The organism is Ruegeria sp. CL3, from assembly GCF_056536505.1.
The window spans coordinates 1-18738 of sequence record NZ_JBQFPT010000002.1 but is presented as its reverse complement, the minus strand read 5'-3'; the positions used below and the strand labels follow the sequence as shown (position 1 = coordinate 18738).

The window sequence follows — 18738 nt, the reverse complement described above, 5'->3', positions numbered from 1 at the left end:
GCTTTCGACGGGGAGGTGGCAGAGTGGTCGAATGCGGCGGTCTTGAAAACCGTTGGGCGTGAGAGCGTCCCCAGGGTTCGAATCCCTGTCTCCCCGCCACTCATACCTGTCTCACTTCAGTTGTATTTTCTGATCCGGAATTGTGCCGCAATTCCCGCGCGTTGGCGCATGCGCTTTCAATCAGAGACGAAGCAAACCGTACATTCAGAGGACAATTCAGGCGCCAGTCTCAGTGTCGCATTTTAGCGGGGTCGCTTTGGGCTGGATTTCCCTGATAACCTGCAATTTACAGGGAATTTTCGCAAACCGGGACTGATTTCCGTCATTTCTTCTATCAGAACTGTATGTTTTCAGAGGTTTATGCTGCAAATTCCCTAAAAGGCGGAACAGGGAATTTTCTCGTGGGAACAGGGAATTGTGCCGACGGATCAGGGAGGGCGAAGTCTGTATCAGGGACGCAGGATCTGGAGATGTTAGAAGCCGAACAGGCGTTCCTGTTCGGACCATTCAAGTGGGTGGGTCACGCTGACCAGACGCTTGAGTGTGAGTTCGGGCGGCTGGGTCCCGTCGAGAATCGCCGTTTGAATCTTCGGGGAGAGAAAGGCGAGCTGAGCACGGGTGCGGATGAAGGCGTCAGGGACGCTTTCGCGGCGTGCAATCTCCATCAGTTGAACTCCGGCCTTCAGATCACGGGCCCAGCCATGTGCGCGGATCAGCATGGACCGGAGGTGGGGATCAGGTTGGGGTGCCATGTCTCCGGCGATGACCTTGGCCTCGACGCCGCGGCGGCGCAGATCGAAAGATGCGGTGACGTGGGTGAGATCCGGGTGCAGATGGTCCGCAGCCATGCCAAGTGCGCTTGCCAGAGTTTTGGGGTTAAATTCGAGGTCGATCTGTCCTCGTGCAAGTTTGCCTTTGGCCAGAAGAGCAGCGCCGATCTGACAGCCTTGGCCTAGAAGCCGGGTTACTAAATCCGCAACTGAAGTCTGAACTGGCTCGGCTGACCCGGCCTCCGGTTGCGCCAGTACTTGGTGCGCCGCGGCGGCGTCTTGCAAATGTCTGACGATGACATCCATGAAGGCGTGTTCCAGCGCCGGGCCGGGCAGTCGCCAGCCAGAGATATCCTTGCCACCTGAGATCAGTCGATTGGAGATATAGTAGCGCAACCGTCGGCCTTTGCGCGTGGTGTGGGTCGGCGTCAACCGATCACCAGTTTCGTCATACAGCAGACCGGTGAGCCAGGCCCCGGGGTCAGTGGAGTGTTGGCGTGCATCGGAGTCGCCGCGTGCCCGCGAGCGGTTGGAGGCCTGTCGCATTTTTTCCTGCACCCGGTCCCAGATGTCCTGATCGATGATCGCCGGATGTTGTCCGTCCCAGATCTTATCCTTGTGGCGGATTTTTCCGAGATAGACCGGATTGCGCAGCAGGTAATAGATTTGACCCCGTGACAGGGGACAATCCCCCTTCACACTGCCATCTGTCCGAACAACCCGTTTTGACCGCAGCCCTTCTGCCGTTGCCCGTTCTTCTACTTTGCGCAGGCAACCCAGCTCGTCATAAAGCCCAAAGAGATGCCGGACCGTTCTGGCCTCCTCTTCATTCACCACCAGCGTTCTTGCCTTCGGATCGGGGTGGCGATCATAGCCCAGAGGCAGGTTGCCACCCATCCAAAGCCCCTTCTTCTTCGACGCTGCAATCTTGTCGCGAATACGTTCGGCGGTGACTTCCCGTTCAAACTGAGCAAAGGACAACAGCACATTCAGCGTTAACCGGCCCATGGAAGATGAGGTATTGAAGGCCTGCGTGACGGACACAAAAGAACAGTTTGCCTTTTCCAGCCGGTCGACCAGCTTAGAGAAGTCGGCAAGCGACCGGGTCAGCCGGTCAATCTTGTAGACCACCACTATGTCAATACGCCCGGCATCGATCTCTTCAAGAAGGCGCTGAAGGGCGGGTCGCTCTAGGGTGCCGCCCGACAGGCCACCGTCATCGTAGCGCCCGGACAACAGGGTCCAGCCTTCATGTCGCTGGCTTGCGACATAGGCCGCGCAGGCCTCATATTGCGCATCCAGCGAATTGAAGTCCTGATCCAGACCATCTTCTGAGGACTTGCGCGTGTAGATGGCGCATCGGATTTTACGGCGCGGGCTCATTTGGCCGCCTTGCCGGTGAGCCCAAAGAAACGCGGCTCTGACCAATGCGCGCCGGTAATCTCTCTGGCGATGGCGGAGAGCGAGCGATAGGACCGACCGTTCCAAGTGAAACCGTCCTCTGTGGCGTCGACTACATGTGTCACGCCATTCCACTCACGCAGCAGGCGCCCACCGGGTTTTAGGGCAGGGCATGTAGGCCAGGGTTTCTTCCCAGAGCCCTTTTCCAGCGTGGCTTTGACTTGCCGGGGTAGCCTGCCATGACGGCGGGACTGCATCTCAAAGGCGATAAAGCGACGCAGGAAGGGTTGGCTGAGCATGGCGGGGGTCTTGTCAGAAGAACTTTGCTTGAGCGGGGCAGGTCGGTTGCGTAGCTTTTGCCCATGACCAGACCTGCCTCTTTCAAGTACTTCAAAACCAGCCCAGAGATCATCCGCCTGGCGGTGATGTTGTACATCCGTTTCCCGCTCTCGCTTCGGAATGTCGAAGATCTGTTGCACGAGCGAGGCATCGACGTGAGCCACGAAACTGTCCGGTATTGGTGGAACAGGTTTGGTCCAATGTTTGCAGCTGAGATCCGACGGAAGCGTGTTCAGCAACTGCGCGCCTTCTCCAAATGGAAGTGGCACGTTGACGAGGTTTTCGTGAAGGTGAATGGCAAGCGGCATTACCTTTGGCGGGCTGTGGATCATGAAGGCGAGGTGCTGGAAGCCGTAGTCACCAAACGCCGAAACACAGCTGCAGCACTGAAATTCCTCAAGAAATTGATGAAGCGACACGGTAAAGCGGAAACCGTCGTCACGGATCGGTTCGCATCGTATCGTGCCGCTTTCAGAGAGCTTGGTTCTACCAAAAACAGCAGATGGGCAGGTGGCTCAACAACCGCGTAGAGAATTCACACCTTACTTTCCAACGACTCGAAAGCGCGATGCAGCGTTTCAGGCGCATGCGAAGTTTACAGAAATTCGCTGCCGTCCATTCCTCCGTCTACAACCACTTCAACCAGGAAAGATCGCTGGCCAGCAGAGCCACCTTCAAGTCGACCCGCGCCGCAACTCTTAGCGAGTGGCGTCAACTCTGTTCCGGATAGGTTCGCGGTTTCCGCGGCAAACTGAGACTGGTTCGAGTTCGTCTGACAGCACCGCACCGAGAGCCTATATTGGATGTCGGCTGTGTTCCGTCACAACCTTCTCGATTTTGACGAGGAATTTTGAGCTATTCCTTGCCAAATTGACCTGAAGACGTCGAAGCGCGCAATCAGCGTGCCGCCTTACATAGCCTCCAACGTGTGGGTGAGGCCGTTTCGGATGTGATTTTCCAACAGTTTCTTGGCCGTGTCGGCGTCCCTGGTCAGCGCGGCATCGAACATGCCCTTGTGCTCCTTGACGGCCTCTTCGCCGCGATAGGTCAGCACGAGCATCTGATACCGCAGATACTTGTCGTAGATGATCGAGTGCAGCGACAGAAGGTTCTTGGAATTGCAGGCCGCGATCATCGCTTGGTGAAACTCCCAGTCATATCGTTTCCAGGTTTCTTTCTCGGACTCGTCGCCCTTGAGAAGCTGCTGTTCCATCAGGTGCAGTTTGTGGTGCGCGGCAACGAGGTTGCCTTCCCAGTCCGTGTCGCCATTCGCAATGGACAACTCCAACGCGTGGCATTCCAACAGAACGCGCAGCTCTGATATCTCGGTCAGGTCTTCTCGTGAAACCGGCGTGACCAGGAACCCCCGTTGCTCGGGAGCTTCGACAAATCCGTCGCTGGCGAGCCTGTTCAGCGTTTCACGAAGTGTCGAAAGGCTTGCCGAGTAGCGTTCCTTCAAGGCGTCCAGCTTCAGTTTGGAGCCGGGCTGCAGTTCCCCGAAGATGATGTCCCGCTTGATGCGCTGATAGGTGTTTGCACCTATCGTAGACGGCTGTTTCGCCATGCGTCTTACCCGATATTATCAATTTCCTCGTTCACTTAGCATTTTTCGGAGACATCAACAATCCAAACTGATATATGATAAAAATAAAAATGTCATACATTATTGCGGAATCGCGAAAACCCCAATACGTTCGTGGCCAAGTTGGGCAAAGCAGCTCGATCGCTATCATCGGTTTCGGGATTTTCCGGACCCTCCGGAAGGAAGCAAAGTGTCTAAGAACTTTCGCATTGCCATTGTCGGCATTGGTCTTGTTGGGCGCCGCCACGCGGACGCTATCCGAGCGTTGCGCCATGTTGATCTTGTCGCGGTGGTCGACCCCAGTGAAGGAGGTCGTGCCTACGCCGTTGAGCACGGGGTCGCGTGTTACGAGACGTTGGAGGAAATGTTTGCAAACCAGACGCCTGACGGAGCTGTGCTTGCGACGCCCACTACGCTTCATGTTGATCAAGGTCTAACCTGTATTCGACATGGCTGTCCCGTTCTTGTCGAAAAACCGATCGCCGTAGAAGCCACCGCTGCACTTGAGCTTGTTCAAGCAGCGGAGAAGGCCAATGTGCCACTGATGGTTGGACATCATCGTCGGCACAATCCTCTGATCCGGTCGGCCAAGGAAGCCATTGTCGATGGGAAGATTGGAGATGTGCGCGCTGTCCATGCGAATTGCTGGTTCTATAAGCCAGACGAGTATTTTGATGCCGCGCCTTGGAGAAAGAAACCCGGTGCAGGGCCCATCTCGGTCAATCTTGTCCACGATGTGGATCTGCTGCGGTACCTGGCCGGAGAAGTCATGACCGTACAGGCTCAGTCGGCTGCATCGCAGCGGGGATACGACAACGAAGATGTTGCCGGTGCTCTGTTGACGTTCGAAAGCGGGGCGATAGGGACGATAAGTGTGTCCGACAGCATCGTAGCTCCATGGAGCTGGGAGATGACGTCTCAGGAATATCCAATCTATCCTTCAACCACTGAGAGTAGCTACATGATAGGTGGCTCTCATGGTTCGTTGTCCGTTCCCGATCTTCGTTTGTGGAGTTACCAGAGTGAGCAAAGGGACTGGTGGACGCCTATCTCATCAACCGCGCTGAAGAAGGGTGCATCTGATCCTCTGGTCAATCAGCTTAGGCATTTTGTTGAAGTAGCTTTGCACAAAGCAGAGCCGATTGTGTCTGGTTGGGAAGGTTTCAGAACGCTTCAAGTTATTGAAGCTATTCAGAATTCCTGCAGAACAGGTGAGACGGTCAGGATCAAAAACCTACAAAAAACACCGAAGGTAGATATGACGGCTGCATAAAAAATATCAGATATTTTATAAAAAATCTTGCAAAACATCAAAAATAGGTCAAAACTCTGAATCACAAAAAAGAAGCATCATGATGTCTCAGGGAGGAGCAAAGTGATTACCAAACTTACCCGCCGGGCTGCTGTATCAGCCCTGGTTGCAACCGGTGTTCTGTTTAGCGCAACAAGTGGTGTGCTGGCGGAAGACAAAATCCAACTTCGCCTCGCAACATCAGGATCGGAGACCGATCAGCGCTCGGTCGCCATGGCCGAGGTTTTCGCACCCATGGTCGCTGATTTCGCAAGCTACGAGCCCAGCTATAACGGAACCATCTTCGCCCAAGGCACCGAATTGGACGCCATCAGCCGGGGCAACCTGGAAATGTCAATCACCTCGGCTCAGGAACTAGCACAGTTCTTCCCCGAATTTTCGATCTTTACCGCAGGCTATGTCCATCAAGACGCCGCGCATCAGGTGGCTGTTTTCAACGATCCTTTGATGGATGCGTTCAAACAAAAAGCCGAAGAAGAGCTGGGCGTCAAACTTTTGTCGGTCATGTATTTGGGCCGTCGTCAGGTGAACCTGCGCCAACCCAAGGATGAACTGACCGTCAGCACTCCGGCTGATCTGGAGGGTGTGAACCTGCGGATGCCGGGCACAGATGCGTGGCAGTTCCTTGGCAAAGCGTTGGGTGCCGCCCCGACACCAATGGCGTTCTCAGAGGTTTACACAGCTCTGTCGACCGGCGCCGTTGACGGTCAGGACAACCCGTTGCCGACTGTGGTTGATGCCAAATTCTACGAAGTGACCAATCAGATCATCCTGACATCGCATTTGGTCGACTTGAACTATATCGCCATCGGCAAAGAGGTTTGGGACGGGCTGACGCCGGAACAGCAGGCTAAGGTTCAGGAAGCTGCGGATGCTGCGGCTGAAGCCGGCCGTCAGAAGCAGCTTCAGAAAGAAGAGGACCTTGTCAGCTTCCTCAAGGAGCAGGGTATGGAGGTCTACGAGCCCGACCTGGCGGCGTTCCGCGATCAGGTACAGTCTATGTATCTGGAAAGCGAGTTCGCTGGTTCATGGCCGGATGGTGTTTTGGAGCAGATCAACGCTCTGGGCAACTAAGCCTATCTACACAGGGAGGGAGAACCACGATGAAAGGCTTCATAAAGGGGTTCTCCCGACTGACCGAAGCGATTGCCGGCGGGCTGCTGGCGGCAATCTTCCTGATCTTCCTTCTCCAAATTCTTCTGCGATACTTCTTTACCCCCGCTGGCTGGACGCTTGAACTGATCGGCATCCTCTGGGTGTGGGTGATCTTTTTTAGCTGCGCCTTCATTGTGCGCGAACGGGATCACGTGAAGTTCGACATCATCTACCTTTCGGTGCCTATGCGCGTTCGTCAGGTCTTTGCGATGCTGGCGGCCGCGGCGATTGTGGTCGGGATGCTCTACAGTTTCCTGCCGACGTGGGACTACATCGACTGGATGAAAATCCGAAAGACCGCGACGGTTCGCAACCCGTTCTCGGGTGAGAAGATACCGCTGCGCACCGTGTTCTCAATCTATGCGGTGTTTATGCTGGTCGTAGCTGCGCGGTATGGGTGGTTGTTCTTTGACATCCTGCGAAATGGCCCACCAAAAACCGAGCTGGAACTGGTCGTTGGGTACAACGTGGTTGACGATCATCCCCGTGTCGACGGTGAAGACGACGAGGAAGCAGACAAATGAGTTTTGAACTTCTTTCCTGCCTGCTCGCTCTCTTTCTCCTGGCAGGCATCGGGACACCTATCGGCTATTCCATCCTCTTGGCCTCATTGGTGTACCTTGGCACGGCCGGATTGGACGTCGCACTCGCGGGCGAGAAAATCCTGCAAGGCTTCTACAAAAGCACGATCCTGCTTGCCGTGCCGTTGTTCATCGTCGCCGCGAATATCATGAATGCTGGTTCGATCACGGACCGTCTGCTGAACTTCTGCGTAGCCGCTGTCGGTCGTTTCAAGGGAGGCCTCGGGCACGTCAACGTGGTAGCGTCCCTGATCTTTTCCGGTATGTCCGGCTCGGCTGTCGCGGATGCCGCGGGGATCGGCAAGATCATCATTGAGATGATGACCAAGGATGGCCGCTACAGCCGAGGTTATGCTGCTGCTATTACTGCGGCGTCGGCGACGATTGGCCCGATCATTCCGCCCTCGATCCCAATGGTTTTGTACGCGCTCGTTTCCAAGGCCTCCATCGGATCTCTGTTTTTAGCCGGTATTCTGCCGGGCCTGATCATGGGCGTCGTCCTGATGGCGATGAATTATTATCTGGCCGGAAAGCGGAACTTTGCATTGGAAGAACCTGTTCCTCTGCGTGAATTGCCTGCAAAAACCGCCAACGCGTTTCCGGCATTGCTGATGCCCGCAATCCTGCTGTACGGCATATATGGCGGTGTCACCACGCCGACCGAGGCTGCAGCCGTGGCTGCATTCTACGCTCTGCTATTGGCAGCGTTGTTCTACCGCGCGCTGACCTTCCGTGGCCTTTATCAGGTGTTCGTCGACAGCGCGCGCTCTTCCGCAGCCGTCGGGGTGGTCATCGGCGGCGCGTTCATCCTGAACTTCATCGTCATTCAGGAGCAAATCCCTCAGTCGATCTCGGCGCTGCTGGAGGGTTCGGATGTCAGCCCGATCGTCTTCCTGATCCTGGTCAACCTGCTGATCCTTGCGCTGGGTTGCGTGTTGGACGCGACAACGATCATTCTTGTGATTGTGCCCCTGTTCATTCCAACCTGCGAAGCGCTTGGGATTGATCTGGTGCATTTCGGAGTGCTGGTCGTCGTGAACTCGATGATTGGTCTGATCACGCCGCCTTATGGCATTCTACTCTTTGTGATCAACGCCGTGACGGACATTCCGCTGCGCGAAATCATCTCGGAAATCTGGGCCTTCCTCGCGGTTCTCATCTTCGCCTTGGTGATCATGATGCTGATGCCGGATCTGGTCCTGTGGTTGCCGCGAATGTTTGGATATCAGGGATAATGTGCCTCTCGGTTTCGACAACGTCGATCCCCGGTGATCTGGCCGAAAAACTAAGTGCTATCGCTGAAGCGGGATTCGGAGGTGTCGAATTACAAGAACCGGATTTGACCGCTTTTGACGGGCCGCCATCGCAAGTCCGCGAAATTGCGTCGGACCTCGGCCTTAAGATTTGCCTGCTACAACCCTTCCATAACCTTGAAGGCCAGTCCGGCGGTGGACGGGAGCGCGCCTTTGATCGGCTGAAACGCAAACTCGACCTTATGACCGAGTTGGGAACGGAATTACTGCTAATCGGGTCTGCCTTCGACGTCGATGCCGCTGCAACCGAAGAACAGGTAATCGCAGATCTTGGCGAGGCGGCCCAAATCGCTAAAGAAATGGGGATGCGTCTGGCCTATATGGGCTTGCCATGGTCGGATCTTATTCACTCGGATGAACAGGCGTTAGGCGTCGTTGATGCTGTCGACAGCCCTAATCTGGGGTTGGCTTTGAATTCCTTCTTCTCGCTTGCCGACGGATCCAAACCAGCCCGCCTTCGGGACATTCCCGGAGAGCGGCTGTTCCATGTGCAACTGTCCGATGCACCCCGGCTTGAGATGGATATACGTCGGCTCAAGCGGCACTTTGGGCTTCTGCCGGGGCTTGGGTCGCTGAACCTTGCGGGCTTCGTTCGCGTGTTGTCTCGCGCCGGATACAAAGGGCCTTGGTCGGTTGCACGCGTCAACGAAGCAGCTCCTCAACCCGGTGGCCGAACACTGGCCCGAGACAGCTACAGGTCGCTGGTGAACCTCCTGGATGAGGTATCCCGGACCGAGCCGGGAACCGATTTCGGCATCCCGGACCTGCCGGAACGCGTCTATGCGTCAGGCTTCGAATTTGTCGAATTTACAGCCGACGAAACAAGCGGCGCGCAGCTGGCAGATATGTTGTCAGCAATGTGTTTTCGAATGGAGCGAAAACACGTATCCAAGTCCGTCGAGCTGTGGCGGCAGGGCGCGATAAACATCGTTGTGAATACCGAAAAGGAAGGATTTGCCCATTCGGCGTTCCTGGGTCACGGCCCCTCCGTTTGTGACATGGGGTTGCGTGTCAAAGATGCGGATCAGACGGTTCAGCGGGCGACCGCGTTGGGCGCGCCGAATTTCTCACAACCGGTGGGAACAGGGGAACTGGATATCCCGGCCATTCGGGGCGTTGGTGGCAACGTCGTTCATTTCATCGATGAGAAATCCGATCTCCATCGGGTATGGGACATTGAGTTCGAGCCGGTTGCGAAAACCAAAGCCACCCAACCTGCCGGTCTGCGTCGTATCGACCATCTGGCCCAGACGATGCGTCACGATGAGATGCAAAGCTGGCTACTCTACTACATTTCGACTTTCGAGATGGCAAAATCCCCTATCGTGAACGTCGCCGACCCGTCTGGTGTCGTGCAAAGCCAGGCTATCGAAAGTCCCGAAGGCGAAGTGCGCTTAAACCTGAATGGGGCAGTTGGGCGTCGAACACTGGCGGCGTCATTCCTTGAAGATGGCTTTGGGGCTGGTGTTCAGCACATTGCCTTCCAGTCGGATGATATTTTTGAAACTTCAGCCCAGTTGCTCAAGTCTGGCTTTCCCAGCCTGTCCATCCCGGAGAACTACTACGCTGATCTGCAAGCGACATTCGGATTGGATGACGATTTGGTCGCCCAATTGCGCAGGGGGAGTATTCTCTACGATCGGGCGGCGGGTGCTGAGTATTTTCAGATATACAGCCGCCCCATCTTTAACGGCTTCTTCTTCGAAATTGTTGAACGCCGTATGGGCTATGCCGGTTATGGCGCGCGCAATGCACCCATTCGCCTTGCTGCGCAAAGCAAAACCCAGCCGGTGAAAGAGGTGCAGACGCAATGACCGCGCAGATGACAGACGATGAGCGCGCCGTTCGCCAATGGTGGCGTACCTCCATCATCGACATGAAACCCGGACAGATCTCTTTTCGTGGCAACGCTATAGAGGACCTGATCGGGAACGTATCTCTCCCGCAGATGATCTGGCTGATGGTGCGGGGCGATCTCCCCAGCGACGCACAAGCGCACTTGTTCGAAGCCGCTTTGGTCGCAGGCGTGGACCACGGCCCACAGGCTCCATCAATCGCGGCTGCGCGTATGGCTGCCACCTGCGGGGTAGGTCTCAATAATGCGATGGCGACTGCGGTGAACATGCTGGGCGACGTGCACGGCGGGGCAGGAGAGCAGTGTGCAGAGCTGTACTATGATATCGCGGTCCGCATTGATGCGGGGGCTTCGTTGAATGACGCTGTTCGGGACGGTCTGGACAGCTGGCGCGAGACCTACGGCAAGATCGTCTCGGGCTTTGGCCACAGGTTTCACAAACCCGTCGACCCACGCGCGCCCCGGCTGATGCAACTCGTCCGTGATGCGGCGAGTGAAGGCACGGTTTCCGGCCGCTTTGCCGATATCGGAGAAGAGGTTCAGGCCGAGCTTGGCCGCCAACGAGGCGGTCGGCCCATCGCCATGAATATCGACGGCGCAACGGCGGTGATCTTTTGCGAACTTGGCTTTCCCGCGCCCCTGTCGCGGGGGCTGTTCTGCCTGTCCCGCTCGGTCGGAATACTTGCCCACGCCTGGGAGCAGATGGGTCAGGGCGGTCGAAACAAAGGGCCCATGCCCCCGAATTACTTACCCCTCTACGAAGACAGGAATGATGACAGGTGAGACATCGAAATCCTTCCGGGTCGGCCTTATCGGCTGTGGTCGTATCAGCGATATCTATTTAAAAACAATATCGAAATTTTCGAACGTCGAGGTCGTGGCTTGCGCAAGCCTCGATCCTTCGGAAAGCCGCGCCAAGGCGGATCAATACGGCATCTCCAGGGCCTGCACGCCGGATGACGTGTTCGAAGATCCAACGATTGACTGCGTTCTGAACCTGACAATACCAGCCGCCCATGCCGAAATCAGCCTGCGCGCGCTGGAGGCGGGCAAGCACGTCTATTCCGAAAAGCCACTGGTCATGAATCGAACGGATGGTAAGGCGATCCTGCACATGGCCTCTGAAAAAGGGTTGCTGGTCGGTTGCGCGCCCGACACATTTTTTGGCGGTCGCTGGCAAACCGTTCGGCGCTTGATCGACGAGGGTGTCATTGGCAAACCGACAGGGGTTTTTGCCCATGTCGGTACCCACGGGACGGAACGCCATCATCCCAACCCGGATTTCTACTACCAAGCGGGCGGAGGGCCTTTGCTGGACCTTGGGCCATACTACCTGACCGCCATGATCTGCTGCCTTGGTCCCGTTGATCGCGTCGCCGGAATGGCGCGGCGGACATTTGACCAGCGGATGATCGAAAACGGCCCGCGCAACGGCGAATGGATGGATGTCGAGGTCGACACACACTCCCTAAGCCTGCTTCAGTTCTCATCCGGAGCTATAGGGTCGATGACCATGAGTTTCGACGTCTGGGACAGCGAAACTCCGCGGTTCGAGATCTACGGTGAAAACGGCACCATCAGCATCCCAGACCCTGACCCGGTTCACGGGGCCAATATCTTTCAAGGGGATGTCTGGCTGAAAACGCGGGAGACTTCGCGCTGGTCTCATCAACCTCGTCCAACCGGTCGCGATGACTGGCAGGTGGTCGAGAACAAACATGGGTTCAACGAAGACAGTCGCGGGCTCGGCCTATTGGATCTGGCTCTGGCGGCACAAGAAGGACGCCAACCCCGTGCAAGTGGAGCGCTTGCCTACCACGTTTTCGAGGTCATGGACGCGATCGAACGGGCACCAAAATTTGGCGCCTATCAGACGATAGAAAGCCGTTGCGCGGCTCCGGAGCCTTTGCCGGTCGATTTCCTTAACGATGAGAGGAAGGAATTGGTTCATGCCGATTGAGACACTCGACTTTGCTCAGCCATTCTTTCGCGTCCAGCACACAACTGACGAGCGCAGAATTTCTATCGAGGGTCGCGCCATCGTCCTTAACCTTGGGGGGCGAAATCTCTCTGTCGAGGATCAGACCATTGCACCGCTTTCCTCTGTGATCGTGCAAGACAGCACGCTTAGCGGCGTGGAACGTGCAGTCATTGTCCACGATTTCGACGCCCATGCCGATGACAACGAGTTGTTCGCATGGGTGAAAGATACATGGCCATCTGCTTTCGACGTCCGTCAAGAGGAGCGTTTGCGCGGTGTCAGCCACTACATGTCGCCAAAGGTCTTCGTGGGTAACGTTGGACTGACCATGTACCACTCGGGCTCGGTGCCGCTGAATGTCGGATTGCACAAGGATCATCCGTTCTGCCCGGTACCGGGGTTTCGCGAAGTGCATACGCAAATCGTTGGCTTTGGCAAAATGCAGCAATGCCGCGAACGGGACGTTGAAACCCTTTACCTTGAAGAATTCATGGCTCCGGGCACGACGCACAAGCCGATGTATGACGCCGAAGGCAACTATCCCTGGCATCAATACGAGACGATTACCCCCAGCATTTTCATGGCGGTGGAAATGCTGCCAGAAGGCGTACGGGTCCCGGAAATGGAGGTTCAGAATGGCTGAGAGACTTTTACCCGAAGACCTGAACTTTGACGGACCTTTCCCCCGGTTGTCTCGCCGATTGCGGCTGGGCGTTGTTGGTGGTGGACGTATCTCTGTCACCCAAGCAACGGCCGCGCGGATGACCGACCAGTGGGAGGTCACCGCAGGCGCTCTCAGTTCAGATGCCGCGCGCAGCAAGGCGCGCGGAGCTGAGTGGTTCTTGCCGGCCGACCGGTGCTATGCGTCCTTCGACGAGATGGCAAAGGCCGAGGCGGCACGCCCGGATGGCGTAGATGCCGTCATGATCACCACCCCGAACCACGTTCATTTCGAAGCGGCCAAAGCCTTTCTGGAGGCGGGTATTGACGTGCTGTGCGATAAGCCCCTGACCAACGAAGTCGCGGAGGCCGAAGGGATTGAGGAGATTACCGCGCGCACGGGACACATCTTTGCTGTCGGCTATGCGATGTCATGTTTTCCAGTAATCCGTCAGGCCAAACAAATCGTGGCGGAAGGCGGTATCGGTAAAATCAACCAAATCCATGTCGAGTTCATGCAAGACTGGATGACGCCTGATGATGTTGCTGATGCGCCCCACGTCAAATGGCGACTGGACCCAAAGATATCTGGTCCGACCAGTTGTGTCGGCGATATCGGCACCCATGCCGCGCATCTCGCCAGCTTTGTCTCGGGCCTGCCCTTGACCGACCTACGGGCCGAGTTTCATGTCTGCGGCGCGCCTAAGCCTTTGGAAGACACGGTGTTTATGTTCACCCGCTATAAAAACGAGGTTCCGGGAACCCTGATGGCGACACGCCTTGCACCGGGAAATCGGGGTGGATTGCGGTTGCGCATTTTCGGGAGCGAAGGAGGTCTCGAGTGGGACCTGGAGAATTCGGAGCAGCTGAAGTTCAATCGGTTTGGTGAGCCGGATCGAATCATCAGCCGAGGTCACGGGCATGGTATCGGACACGGCGCGGAACGTCTGATCCGTACCGCGCGCGGCTTCCCCGAAGGGATTATCGAAGCCTGGGCCAACCTCTATACGGAATTTGCCATGGCCGTAGCCGCGCGTCGGGATGGCGTTACCGTTCCGGATGATTGGCTGACATATCCCAGCGTCAATCAAGGCGCAGACGGTGTCCGATTCATTGACGCCTCTGTGCGCTCTCAACAGTCCGGAGGGGACTGGGTCACTCTCTAAGGCTCCGCCAACACGAAGGTTAAGCACGCCCGGGTTGTTGCCCGGGCGTTTTCATTTCCTGCTCAGCATTAAAAGTTGATATTTTAAAAAATATCATATATTTTGTATTACATGTGATGAAAATGAGATTCGCAGGCACGTGGAGCTGTCGTTCATGGCGAAACCTGAAGAGGCTGGCGCAAGCCCCTCTCTCTATTCCTTGGCGCATTTGACGCTGATTGGCTGTACGCCGCCCGAGTTGGTCTATATCGCCGCGCGGGCCGGTTACGATGCCGTCAGCCCTCGGTTCATTCCGATGCATGTGCCCGGTGAATTCACTCAATCTCCAATCGACAAGGCACAGGTGCATGCCACCAAAACTGCTCTCTCTACCACTGGCTTGAAAGTCCTCGATGTCGAACTTGCGCGCATCACAGAAGATGTCGATCCGCGCAGTTTTGAGCCTTCTCTTGAGATCGGTGGGGAATTGGGTGCCAAGCGCATGATCATGAGCGCGTGGACCAATACCCGCGATGATCGTGACTTCCTGATCGACGTCTATTCGGAAACCTGCGAACTGGCGGCACCCTACGGGCTAACAGTGGACCTGGAGTTCCCAAGCTTTTCCCGCCTTCGTACTCTGGATGAGGCGCTTGACATTGTCCGCGCCTCCGATCAGCCGAATGGCGGTATTCTGGTTGATACGCTTTATCTGCATCTCAGCCGCGTGGATTTGGGAGAGTTGCTACACGTCCCCTCGGACCTGTTTCACTTCCTGCATATCTCTGATTGCCTGCCCGGCATCGCCGATACGCGTGAGGGCATGATCCAACTGGCCCGCGATGCGCGGCTATATCCCGGTGAGGGATGGATCGATTTCACCGGCATCATCGAACGGATGCCGCCCGTCGACTATTCCATCGAACTGCCCAACCAAAGCCGCGTTGCCGAGTTGGGATACGAAGAACACGCGCGTCGCTGTCTCAGCCACGCCAAGCGAACATTCGGAGAGGCGCGGTCACAGCGTCGTGTGCCCGATGCTGCAATTCCAAAACACCAAGAGGATCATCATGGGCAAAGAGCTCACTGAAAACGACCGACAACTCGCGGCCGATATGCTGGCACGCGCCCGCGCTGCTATGGCCGAGATCGAGGATTGGGATCAGGACAGGCTGGACCGCCTGTCTCAGGCCATCGCGTGGTATGCGGGGAACGAGAAAACCTTCACCCGTCTTGCCCAGCAAGGCGTGGACGAAAGCGGTATCGGAGATCGCGAAGGGCGCCCTGCGAAGCGATTTAAGATTCACATGGTGCTGCGTGATGTCCTGCGCACTCCATCGACCGGTATCGTCGAGGTGGATGAGGCAAAAGGTCTGGTGAAATATGCCAAGCCCGCCGGTGTGATCGCCTCCCTGATCCCCATGACCAACCCCGCGATGACCCCGCCGGTGACCGGCGTTTCCGCCGCCAACGCCCGGAATGCGGTCATCTTCAGCCCGCACCCGCGAACCGCCCATACCACCTTTGAGATGGTCGAGGTCATGCGCGCAGCCTGCCGTGCCGCCGGTGCCCCCGAAGACCTATTCCAGTCGATCCGCAAACCATCGATCCCGTTAACACAGCACCTCATGGAGATTTGTGACCTGACTCTGGCCACGGGTGGCAAGCCGATGGTCAAAGCGGCCTACAGTTCTGGGCGCCCGGCCTATGGTGTCGGCGCGGGCAATTCGTCCATCGTCATCGATGAAACCGCCGATCTGGACATCGCCGCGCAGAACACTCGCATTTCAAAGACCTCCGACTTTGGGTCCGGTTGCTCAGCCGACGGCAACATCATCATCCAGCGCTCGGTTTACGACGATATGGTCAAGGCGCTTGAGGCCGAGGGCGGCTACCTGTGTTCGGATGAAGAGAAGGGCATGCTCGAAGCGGCCATGTGGGACGAAAAGGGAAACCGTACGTTTCCGACCATCGCCTGTCCGCCGCAGCAAACGGCCAAGGTCGCCGGTTTTAGCATCCCTGAAGATCGCAAGTTTCTGATGGTTGAAAATCAGGGGCAAATCGGCCCGCAGCACAAGTTCTCCAAGGAAAAACTGACCACGCTGATGGCGCTATATCACTTCGACACATTCGATGACGCGCTGGAAACGGTCAGCCAGATCTACAACACCGGGGGCAAGGGCCATTCCTGCGGGATTTATAGCCATAATGACGATCACATCGACCGGTTGGCGCGTCTGGCTCCGGTCAGCCGTATGATGGTGCGACAGCCTCAGTCCAAGGCCAATGCAGGTGCCTGGACCAATGGCATGCCTATGACCAGCAGCCTTGGTTGCGGCATCTGGGGCGGCAACATCACCAATGAAAACGTCACCATGAAACATATGATGAACTACACCTGGGTCAGCCGTCCGATCCCCGAGGATCGCCCTTCGGAGCCGGACCTGTTCGGTGAGTTCTACGGACAGGAGGTCGCGTGATGGACGGAGCGAAACTGGAAGGCAAAACCGTTGCCGAACATATCGTTGACTTTCTCGAACGCCGTGAGGTCAAGCACGTTTTCGGCCTTTGCGGGCACACGAACATTGCGGTTCTGGCTGCGCTGGCGGAAAGTCCCATCGATTTCGTCACCGTACGACACGAACAAATCGCCAGCCACGCGGCGGACGCATATGCCCGCGTGACGGGCAAGGCCTCGGTGGTGCTGTCCCACCTCTCCCCGGGACTGACCAATTGCGCCACCGGGGTCGCCAACGCGGCCTTGGACTGTATCCCTATGGTCGTGATCGCGGGCGATATTCCCACGCATTACTACGGTAAACATCCGCATCAGGAAGTGAACCTGCATGCAGACGCAGCCCAATGGGAGATTTACCGACCCTTCGTGAAGCGCGCTTGGCGCGTGGATCGCGCCGACCTGATGGCCGAGATTCTGGAGAAGGCGTTTCACCTCGCGGAAAGCGGTCAGCCTGGCCCTGTGTTGGTCAATGTGCCGATGGACATCTTCTCGAAAGTCATCCCGTCGGACAGCTTTGATCGTATTCTCGGTAACACGCGCGCGCTCAAGAAACCGTCGATTGACGACGAGACAGCGCGAGAGATTGTCAAAGCGTTGGCTAAAGCCGAAAACCCTGTCGCCTATGTCGGAGGTGGTATTCTTCTGGCTCAGGCCAGCGAGGAGTTGCGAGAATTTGTTGACCATATGGGTCTGCCCGTCGCGCATTCCCTGATGGGCAAGGGTGCATTGCGTGATGACCACCCGCTTGTGCTGGGAATGACCGGGTTTTGGGGCACCGAGTTGGTCAACCAGTCCTGCTTGAATGCGGACTACATCTTTGCCTTGGGCACTCGGTTCAAAGAGGCTGATTGTTCAAGTTGGTACCCTGGCTACACGTTCAACATTCCCGGATCGAAGGTCATTCATATCGACATTGAGCCGCAGGAGATCGGTCGGAACTATCCCACCGAGATCGGAGTCGTTGCTGACGCCAAGGTCGCTTTACGAGTCCTCAACCGGGTCGCCCGCGAGATGTATCCGGACGGCTTCAAGCGCCCCGTGCTGGAGCAGAAGATCGCTGACTTCCGGACAGACTTCAAAGCACGCAACGAGGAAATGGCGACCTCATCGGCCTTTCCAATGATGCCCGAGCGTATTCTGGCAGACACCCGCAAGGCACTGCCCGAGGATGCCATCATCACCACGGACGTTGGGTGGAACAAGAACGGTGTTGGGCAACAGTTCGACATTTTGACGCCGGGTTCAATCCTGACCCCGGGCGGGTTCGCGACGATGGGTTTCGGTCCTCCGGGCGCGATTGGCGCGAAACTGGCGGCACCTGATCGCGTCGTCCTCAGTCTGGTCGGTGATGGTGGCTTCGGTCAAAACCCGTCGATGCTGGCAACCGCGGTCGAGCTTGATCTGGGCATCATCTGGCTGGTTATGAACAACAACGCCTTCGGAACGATTGCCGGCCTTCAAAAAGCGCATTACGGTCTGACTTATGGAACCACATTCCCGGGATCAGCCGCCGCACCCGCGAACGGACCGGGCTATGCGGACATTGCACGAGCTTATGGTGCGGAAGGGCACAGGCTCAGCGCTGCTGATGAGTTATTGCCTGCATTGGAAGCGGCAATCGCCAGTGGCAAGCCAACCGTGCTCGATGTGCCAATGATCAATAACCCAACACCAACGACCGGACATTGGAACATCTTGGACATATACTCGCCGGACCAAGAGGTATCTCACGTCGCGACTTGACGGAACTGGGCGCGTTCAGACGCGCCCAGTTTCTTGTGTCAATGCTCATCCGTGTTCGAGCAAATTTCAACAGCTTCGTCGCCGCGCAGTCTTCGTTGTTGTGAGTATGAATATTTTTGTTGGTTAGTTACTTTCATCGAAGCACGTGAGATAATGTCAATTTGCCATAGCACTGAAGTATGTGGGTGCTTAGCGTTCAAGTTTTCGCTCCCTTAGCGAATGGCAGCTTCGACGGGATGCGTCGCAGCATCACCAACAAGCAGCCAACAGCAGCTAAGGGCCGGGCGTATAGCCTTAGATTGGAGGCACGGCACGCACGGCGACCAACTGTCTGGCCGCCACCCTTTCACGATGTATCATATACAGCCCCGCACCGATGATGA

At 56.5% G+C, this 18738-nt stretch carries 15 protein-coding genes, 1 tRNA gene and 1 pseudogene; 14 read left to right on the top strand and 3 right to left on the bottom strand.

What is annotated here, in order from left to right:
* Positions 1 to 9 precede the first annotated feature (9 nt).
* Positions 10 to 99: transfer RNA gene (locus tag ACR0NO_RS02375), tRNA-Ser, on the top strand.
* Between the two features lie 374 nt (positions 100 to 473).
* On the opposite strand, the gene ACR0NO_RS02370 is transcribed toward ACR0NO_RS02375, so the two are convergent.
* Positions 474 to 2153 carry a recombinase family protein gene (locus ACR0NO_RS02370; protein WP_480722848.1) on the bottom strand — a complete coding sequence of 560 codons (1680 nt, stop codon included), beginning with the start codon at positions 2151 to 2153 and terminating at the stop codon, positions 474 to 476.
* A complete protein-coding gene (locus ACR0NO_RS02365) occupies positions 2150 to 2650 on the bottom strand; it encodes a DUF2924 domain-containing protein (protein WP_480722847.1) in 501 nt (166 codons plus the stop codon). Before ACR0NO_RS02365 ends, ACR0NO_RS02370 begins: the two co-directional genes overlap by 4 nt.
* On the opposite strand from ACR0NO_RS02365, the pseudogene ACR0NO_RS02360 reads away from it, so the two are divergent.
* Positions 2534 to 3240 (top strand): annotated as a pseudogene (locus tag ACR0NO_RS02360) (IS6 family transposase). The gene ACR0NO_RS02365 and the pseudogene ACR0NO_RS02360 sit on opposite strands and share 117 nt — an antisense overlap.
* Positions 3241 to 3420: 180 nt before the next feature.
* On the opposite strand, the gene ACR0NO_RS02355 reads toward ACR0NO_RS02360, so the two are convergent.
* Positions 3421 to 4074, bottom strand: a complete 654-nt coding sequence (locus ACR0NO_RS02355) for a GntR family transcriptional regulator (protein ID WP_480722846.1) — start codon at positions 4072 to 4074, stop codon at positions 3421 to 3423.
* Here ACR0NO_RS02355 and ACR0NO_RS02350 point away from each other — a divergent pair.
* The 12 genes from ACR0NO_RS02350 to ACR0NO_RS02295 all read left to right on the top strand — a co-directional run bounded on the left by ACR0NO_RS02350 (position 4073) and on the right by ACR0NO_RS02295 (position 18355).
* A complete protein-coding gene (locus ACR0NO_RS02350; RefSeq protein WP_480722845.1) occupies positions 4073 to 5365 on the top strand; it encodes a Gfo/Idh/MocA family protein in 1293 nt (430 codons plus the stop codon). The genes ACR0NO_RS02355 and ACR0NO_RS02350 overlap by 2 nt on opposite strands.
* A 102-nt stretch (positions 5366 to 5467) precedes the next feature.
* The gene (gene dctP, locus ACR0NO_RS02345) at positions 5468 to 6478 is read left to right on the top strand and encodes a TRAP transporter substrate-binding protein DctP (protein WP_480722844.1); all 1011 of its coding nucleotides are present in this window, start codon (positions 5468 to 5470) and stop codon (positions 6476 to 6478) included.
* Positions 6479 to 6507: 29 nt separating this feature from the next.
* Positions 6508 to 7083 carry a TRAP transporter small permease gene (locus ACR0NO_RS02340; protein WP_480722843.1) on the top strand — a complete coding sequence of 192 codons (576 nt, stop codon included), beginning with the start codon at positions 6508 to 6510 and terminating at the stop codon, positions 7081 to 7083.
* Positions 7080 to 8375 (top strand): TRAP transporter large permease, encoded by a 1296-nt coding sequence (locus ACR0NO_RS02335; RefSeq protein WP_170328647.1) that lies wholly within the window; start codon positions 7080 to 7082, stop codon positions 8373 to 8375. The genes ACR0NO_RS02340 and ACR0NO_RS02335 overlap by 4 nt, the downstream gene beginning before the upstream one ends.
* The gene (locus ACR0NO_RS02330; protein ID WP_480722842.1) at positions 8375 to 10267 is read left to right on the top strand and encodes a bifunctional sugar phosphate isomerase/epimerase/4-hydroxyphenylpyruvate dioxygenase family protein; all 1893 of its coding nucleotides are present in this window, start codon (positions 8375 to 8377) and stop codon (positions 10265 to 10267) included. Before ACR0NO_RS02335 ends, ACR0NO_RS02330 begins: the two co-directional genes overlap by 1 nt.
* A gap of 8 nt (positions 10268 to 10275) precedes the next feature.
* Positions 10276 to 11091, top strand: coding sequence for a citryl-CoA lyase (locus tag ACR0NO_RS02325; protein WP_480723108.1), 816 nt, complete (start codon positions 10276 to 10278; stop codon positions 11089 to 11091).
* Complete coding sequence (locus ACR0NO_RS02320) at positions 11081 to 12268, top strand: Gfo/Idh/MocA family protein (protein WP_480722841.1); 1188 nt, start codon at positions 11081 to 11083, stop codon at positions 12266 to 12268. The genes ACR0NO_RS02325 and ACR0NO_RS02320 overlap by 11 nt, the downstream gene beginning before the upstream one ends.
* Positions 12258 to 12932, top strand: a complete 675-nt coding sequence (locus ACR0NO_RS02315; protein ID WP_480722840.1) for a hypothetical protein — start codon at positions 12258 to 12260, stop codon at positions 12930 to 12932. Before ACR0NO_RS02320 ends, ACR0NO_RS02315 begins: the two co-directional genes overlap by 11 nt.
* Positions 12925 to 14115 (top strand): Gfo/Idh/MocA family protein, encoded by a 1191-nt coding sequence (locus ACR0NO_RS02310; protein WP_480722839.1) that lies wholly within the window; start codon positions 12925 to 12927, stop codon positions 14113 to 14115. The genes ACR0NO_RS02315 and ACR0NO_RS02310 overlap by 8 nt, the downstream gene beginning before the upstream one ends.
* A 154-nt stretch (positions 14116 to 14269) precedes the next feature.
* Entirely contained in the window at positions 14270 to 15184 is a 915-nt protein-coding gene (locus tag ACR0NO_RS02305) for a sugar phosphate isomerase/epimerase family protein (protein ID WP_480722838.1), read from the top strand.
* Positions 15165 to 16574, top strand: coding sequence for an aldehyde dehydrogenase family protein (locus ACR0NO_RS02300; protein ID WP_480722837.1), 1410 nt, complete (start codon positions 15165 to 15167; stop codon positions 16572 to 16574). The genes ACR0NO_RS02305 and ACR0NO_RS02300 overlap by 20 nt, the downstream gene beginning before the upstream one ends.
* Positions 16574 to 18355 (top strand): thiamine pyrophosphate-binding protein, encoded by a 1782-nt coding sequence (locus ACR0NO_RS02295; protein WP_480722836.1) that lies wholly within the window; start codon positions 16574 to 16576, stop codon positions 18353 to 18355. The genes ACR0NO_RS02300 and ACR0NO_RS02295 overlap by 1 nt, the downstream gene beginning before the upstream one ends.
* Positions 18356 to 18738 lie beyond the last annotated feature (383 nt).

Bases quoted from the DNA above. Each gene is read 5' to 3' on its own strand.
- ACR0NO_RS02295 (WP_480722836.1), top strand. From the start codon at position 16,574: ATGGACGGAGCGAAACTGGAAGGCAAAACCGTTGCCGAACATATCGTT.
- ACR0NO_RS02310 (WP_480722839.1), top strand. From the start codon at position 12,925: ATGGCTGAGAGACTTTTACCCGAAGACCTGAACTTTGACGGACCTTTC.
- ACR0NO_RS02320 (WP_480722841.1), top strand. From the start codon at position 11,081: ATGACAGGTGAGACATCGAAATCCTTCCGGGTCGGCCTTATCGGCTGT.
- ACR0NO_RS02355 (WP_480722846.1), bottom strand. From the start codon at position 4,074: ATGGCGAAACAGCCGTCTACGATAGGTGCAAACACCTATCAGCGCATC.
- ACR0NO_RS02325 (WP_480723108.1), top strand. From the start codon at position 10,276: ATGACAGACGATGAGCGCGCCGTTCGCCAATGGTGGCGTACCTCCATC.
- ACR0NO_RS02335 (WP_170328647.1), top strand. From the start codon at position 7,080: ATGAGTTTTGAACTTCTTTCCTGCCTGCTCGCTCTCTTTCTCCTGGCA.
- ACR0NO_RS02340 (WP_480722843.1), top strand. From the start codon at position 6,508: ATGAAAGGCTTCATAAAGGGGTTCTCCCGACTGACCGAAGCGATTGCC.
- ACR0NO_RS02300 (WP_480722837.1), top strand. From the start codon at position 15,165: ATGGGCAAAGAGCTCACTGAAAACGACCGACAACTCGCGGCCGATATG.
- ACR0NO_RS02305 (WP_480722838.1), top strand. From the start codon at position 14,270: ATGGCGAAACCTGAAGAGGCTGGCGCAAGCCCCTCTCTCTATTCCTTG.
- ACR0NO_RS02330 (WP_480722842.1), top strand. From the start codon at position 8,375: ATGTGCCTCTCGGTTTCGACAACGTCGATCCCCGGTGATCTGGCCGAA.
- ACR0NO_RS02315 (WP_480722840.1), top strand. From the start codon at position 12,258: ATGCCGATTGAGACACTCGACTTTGCTCAGCCATTCTTTCGCGTCCAG.
- ACR0NO_RS02370 (WP_480722848.1), bottom strand. From the start codon at position 2,153: ATGAGCCCGCGCCGTAAAATCCGATGCGCCATCTACACGCGCAAGTCC.
- ACR0NO_RS02350 (WP_480722845.1), top strand. From the start codon at position 4,073: ATGCGTCTTACCCGATATTATCAATTTCCTCGTTCACTTAGCATTTTT.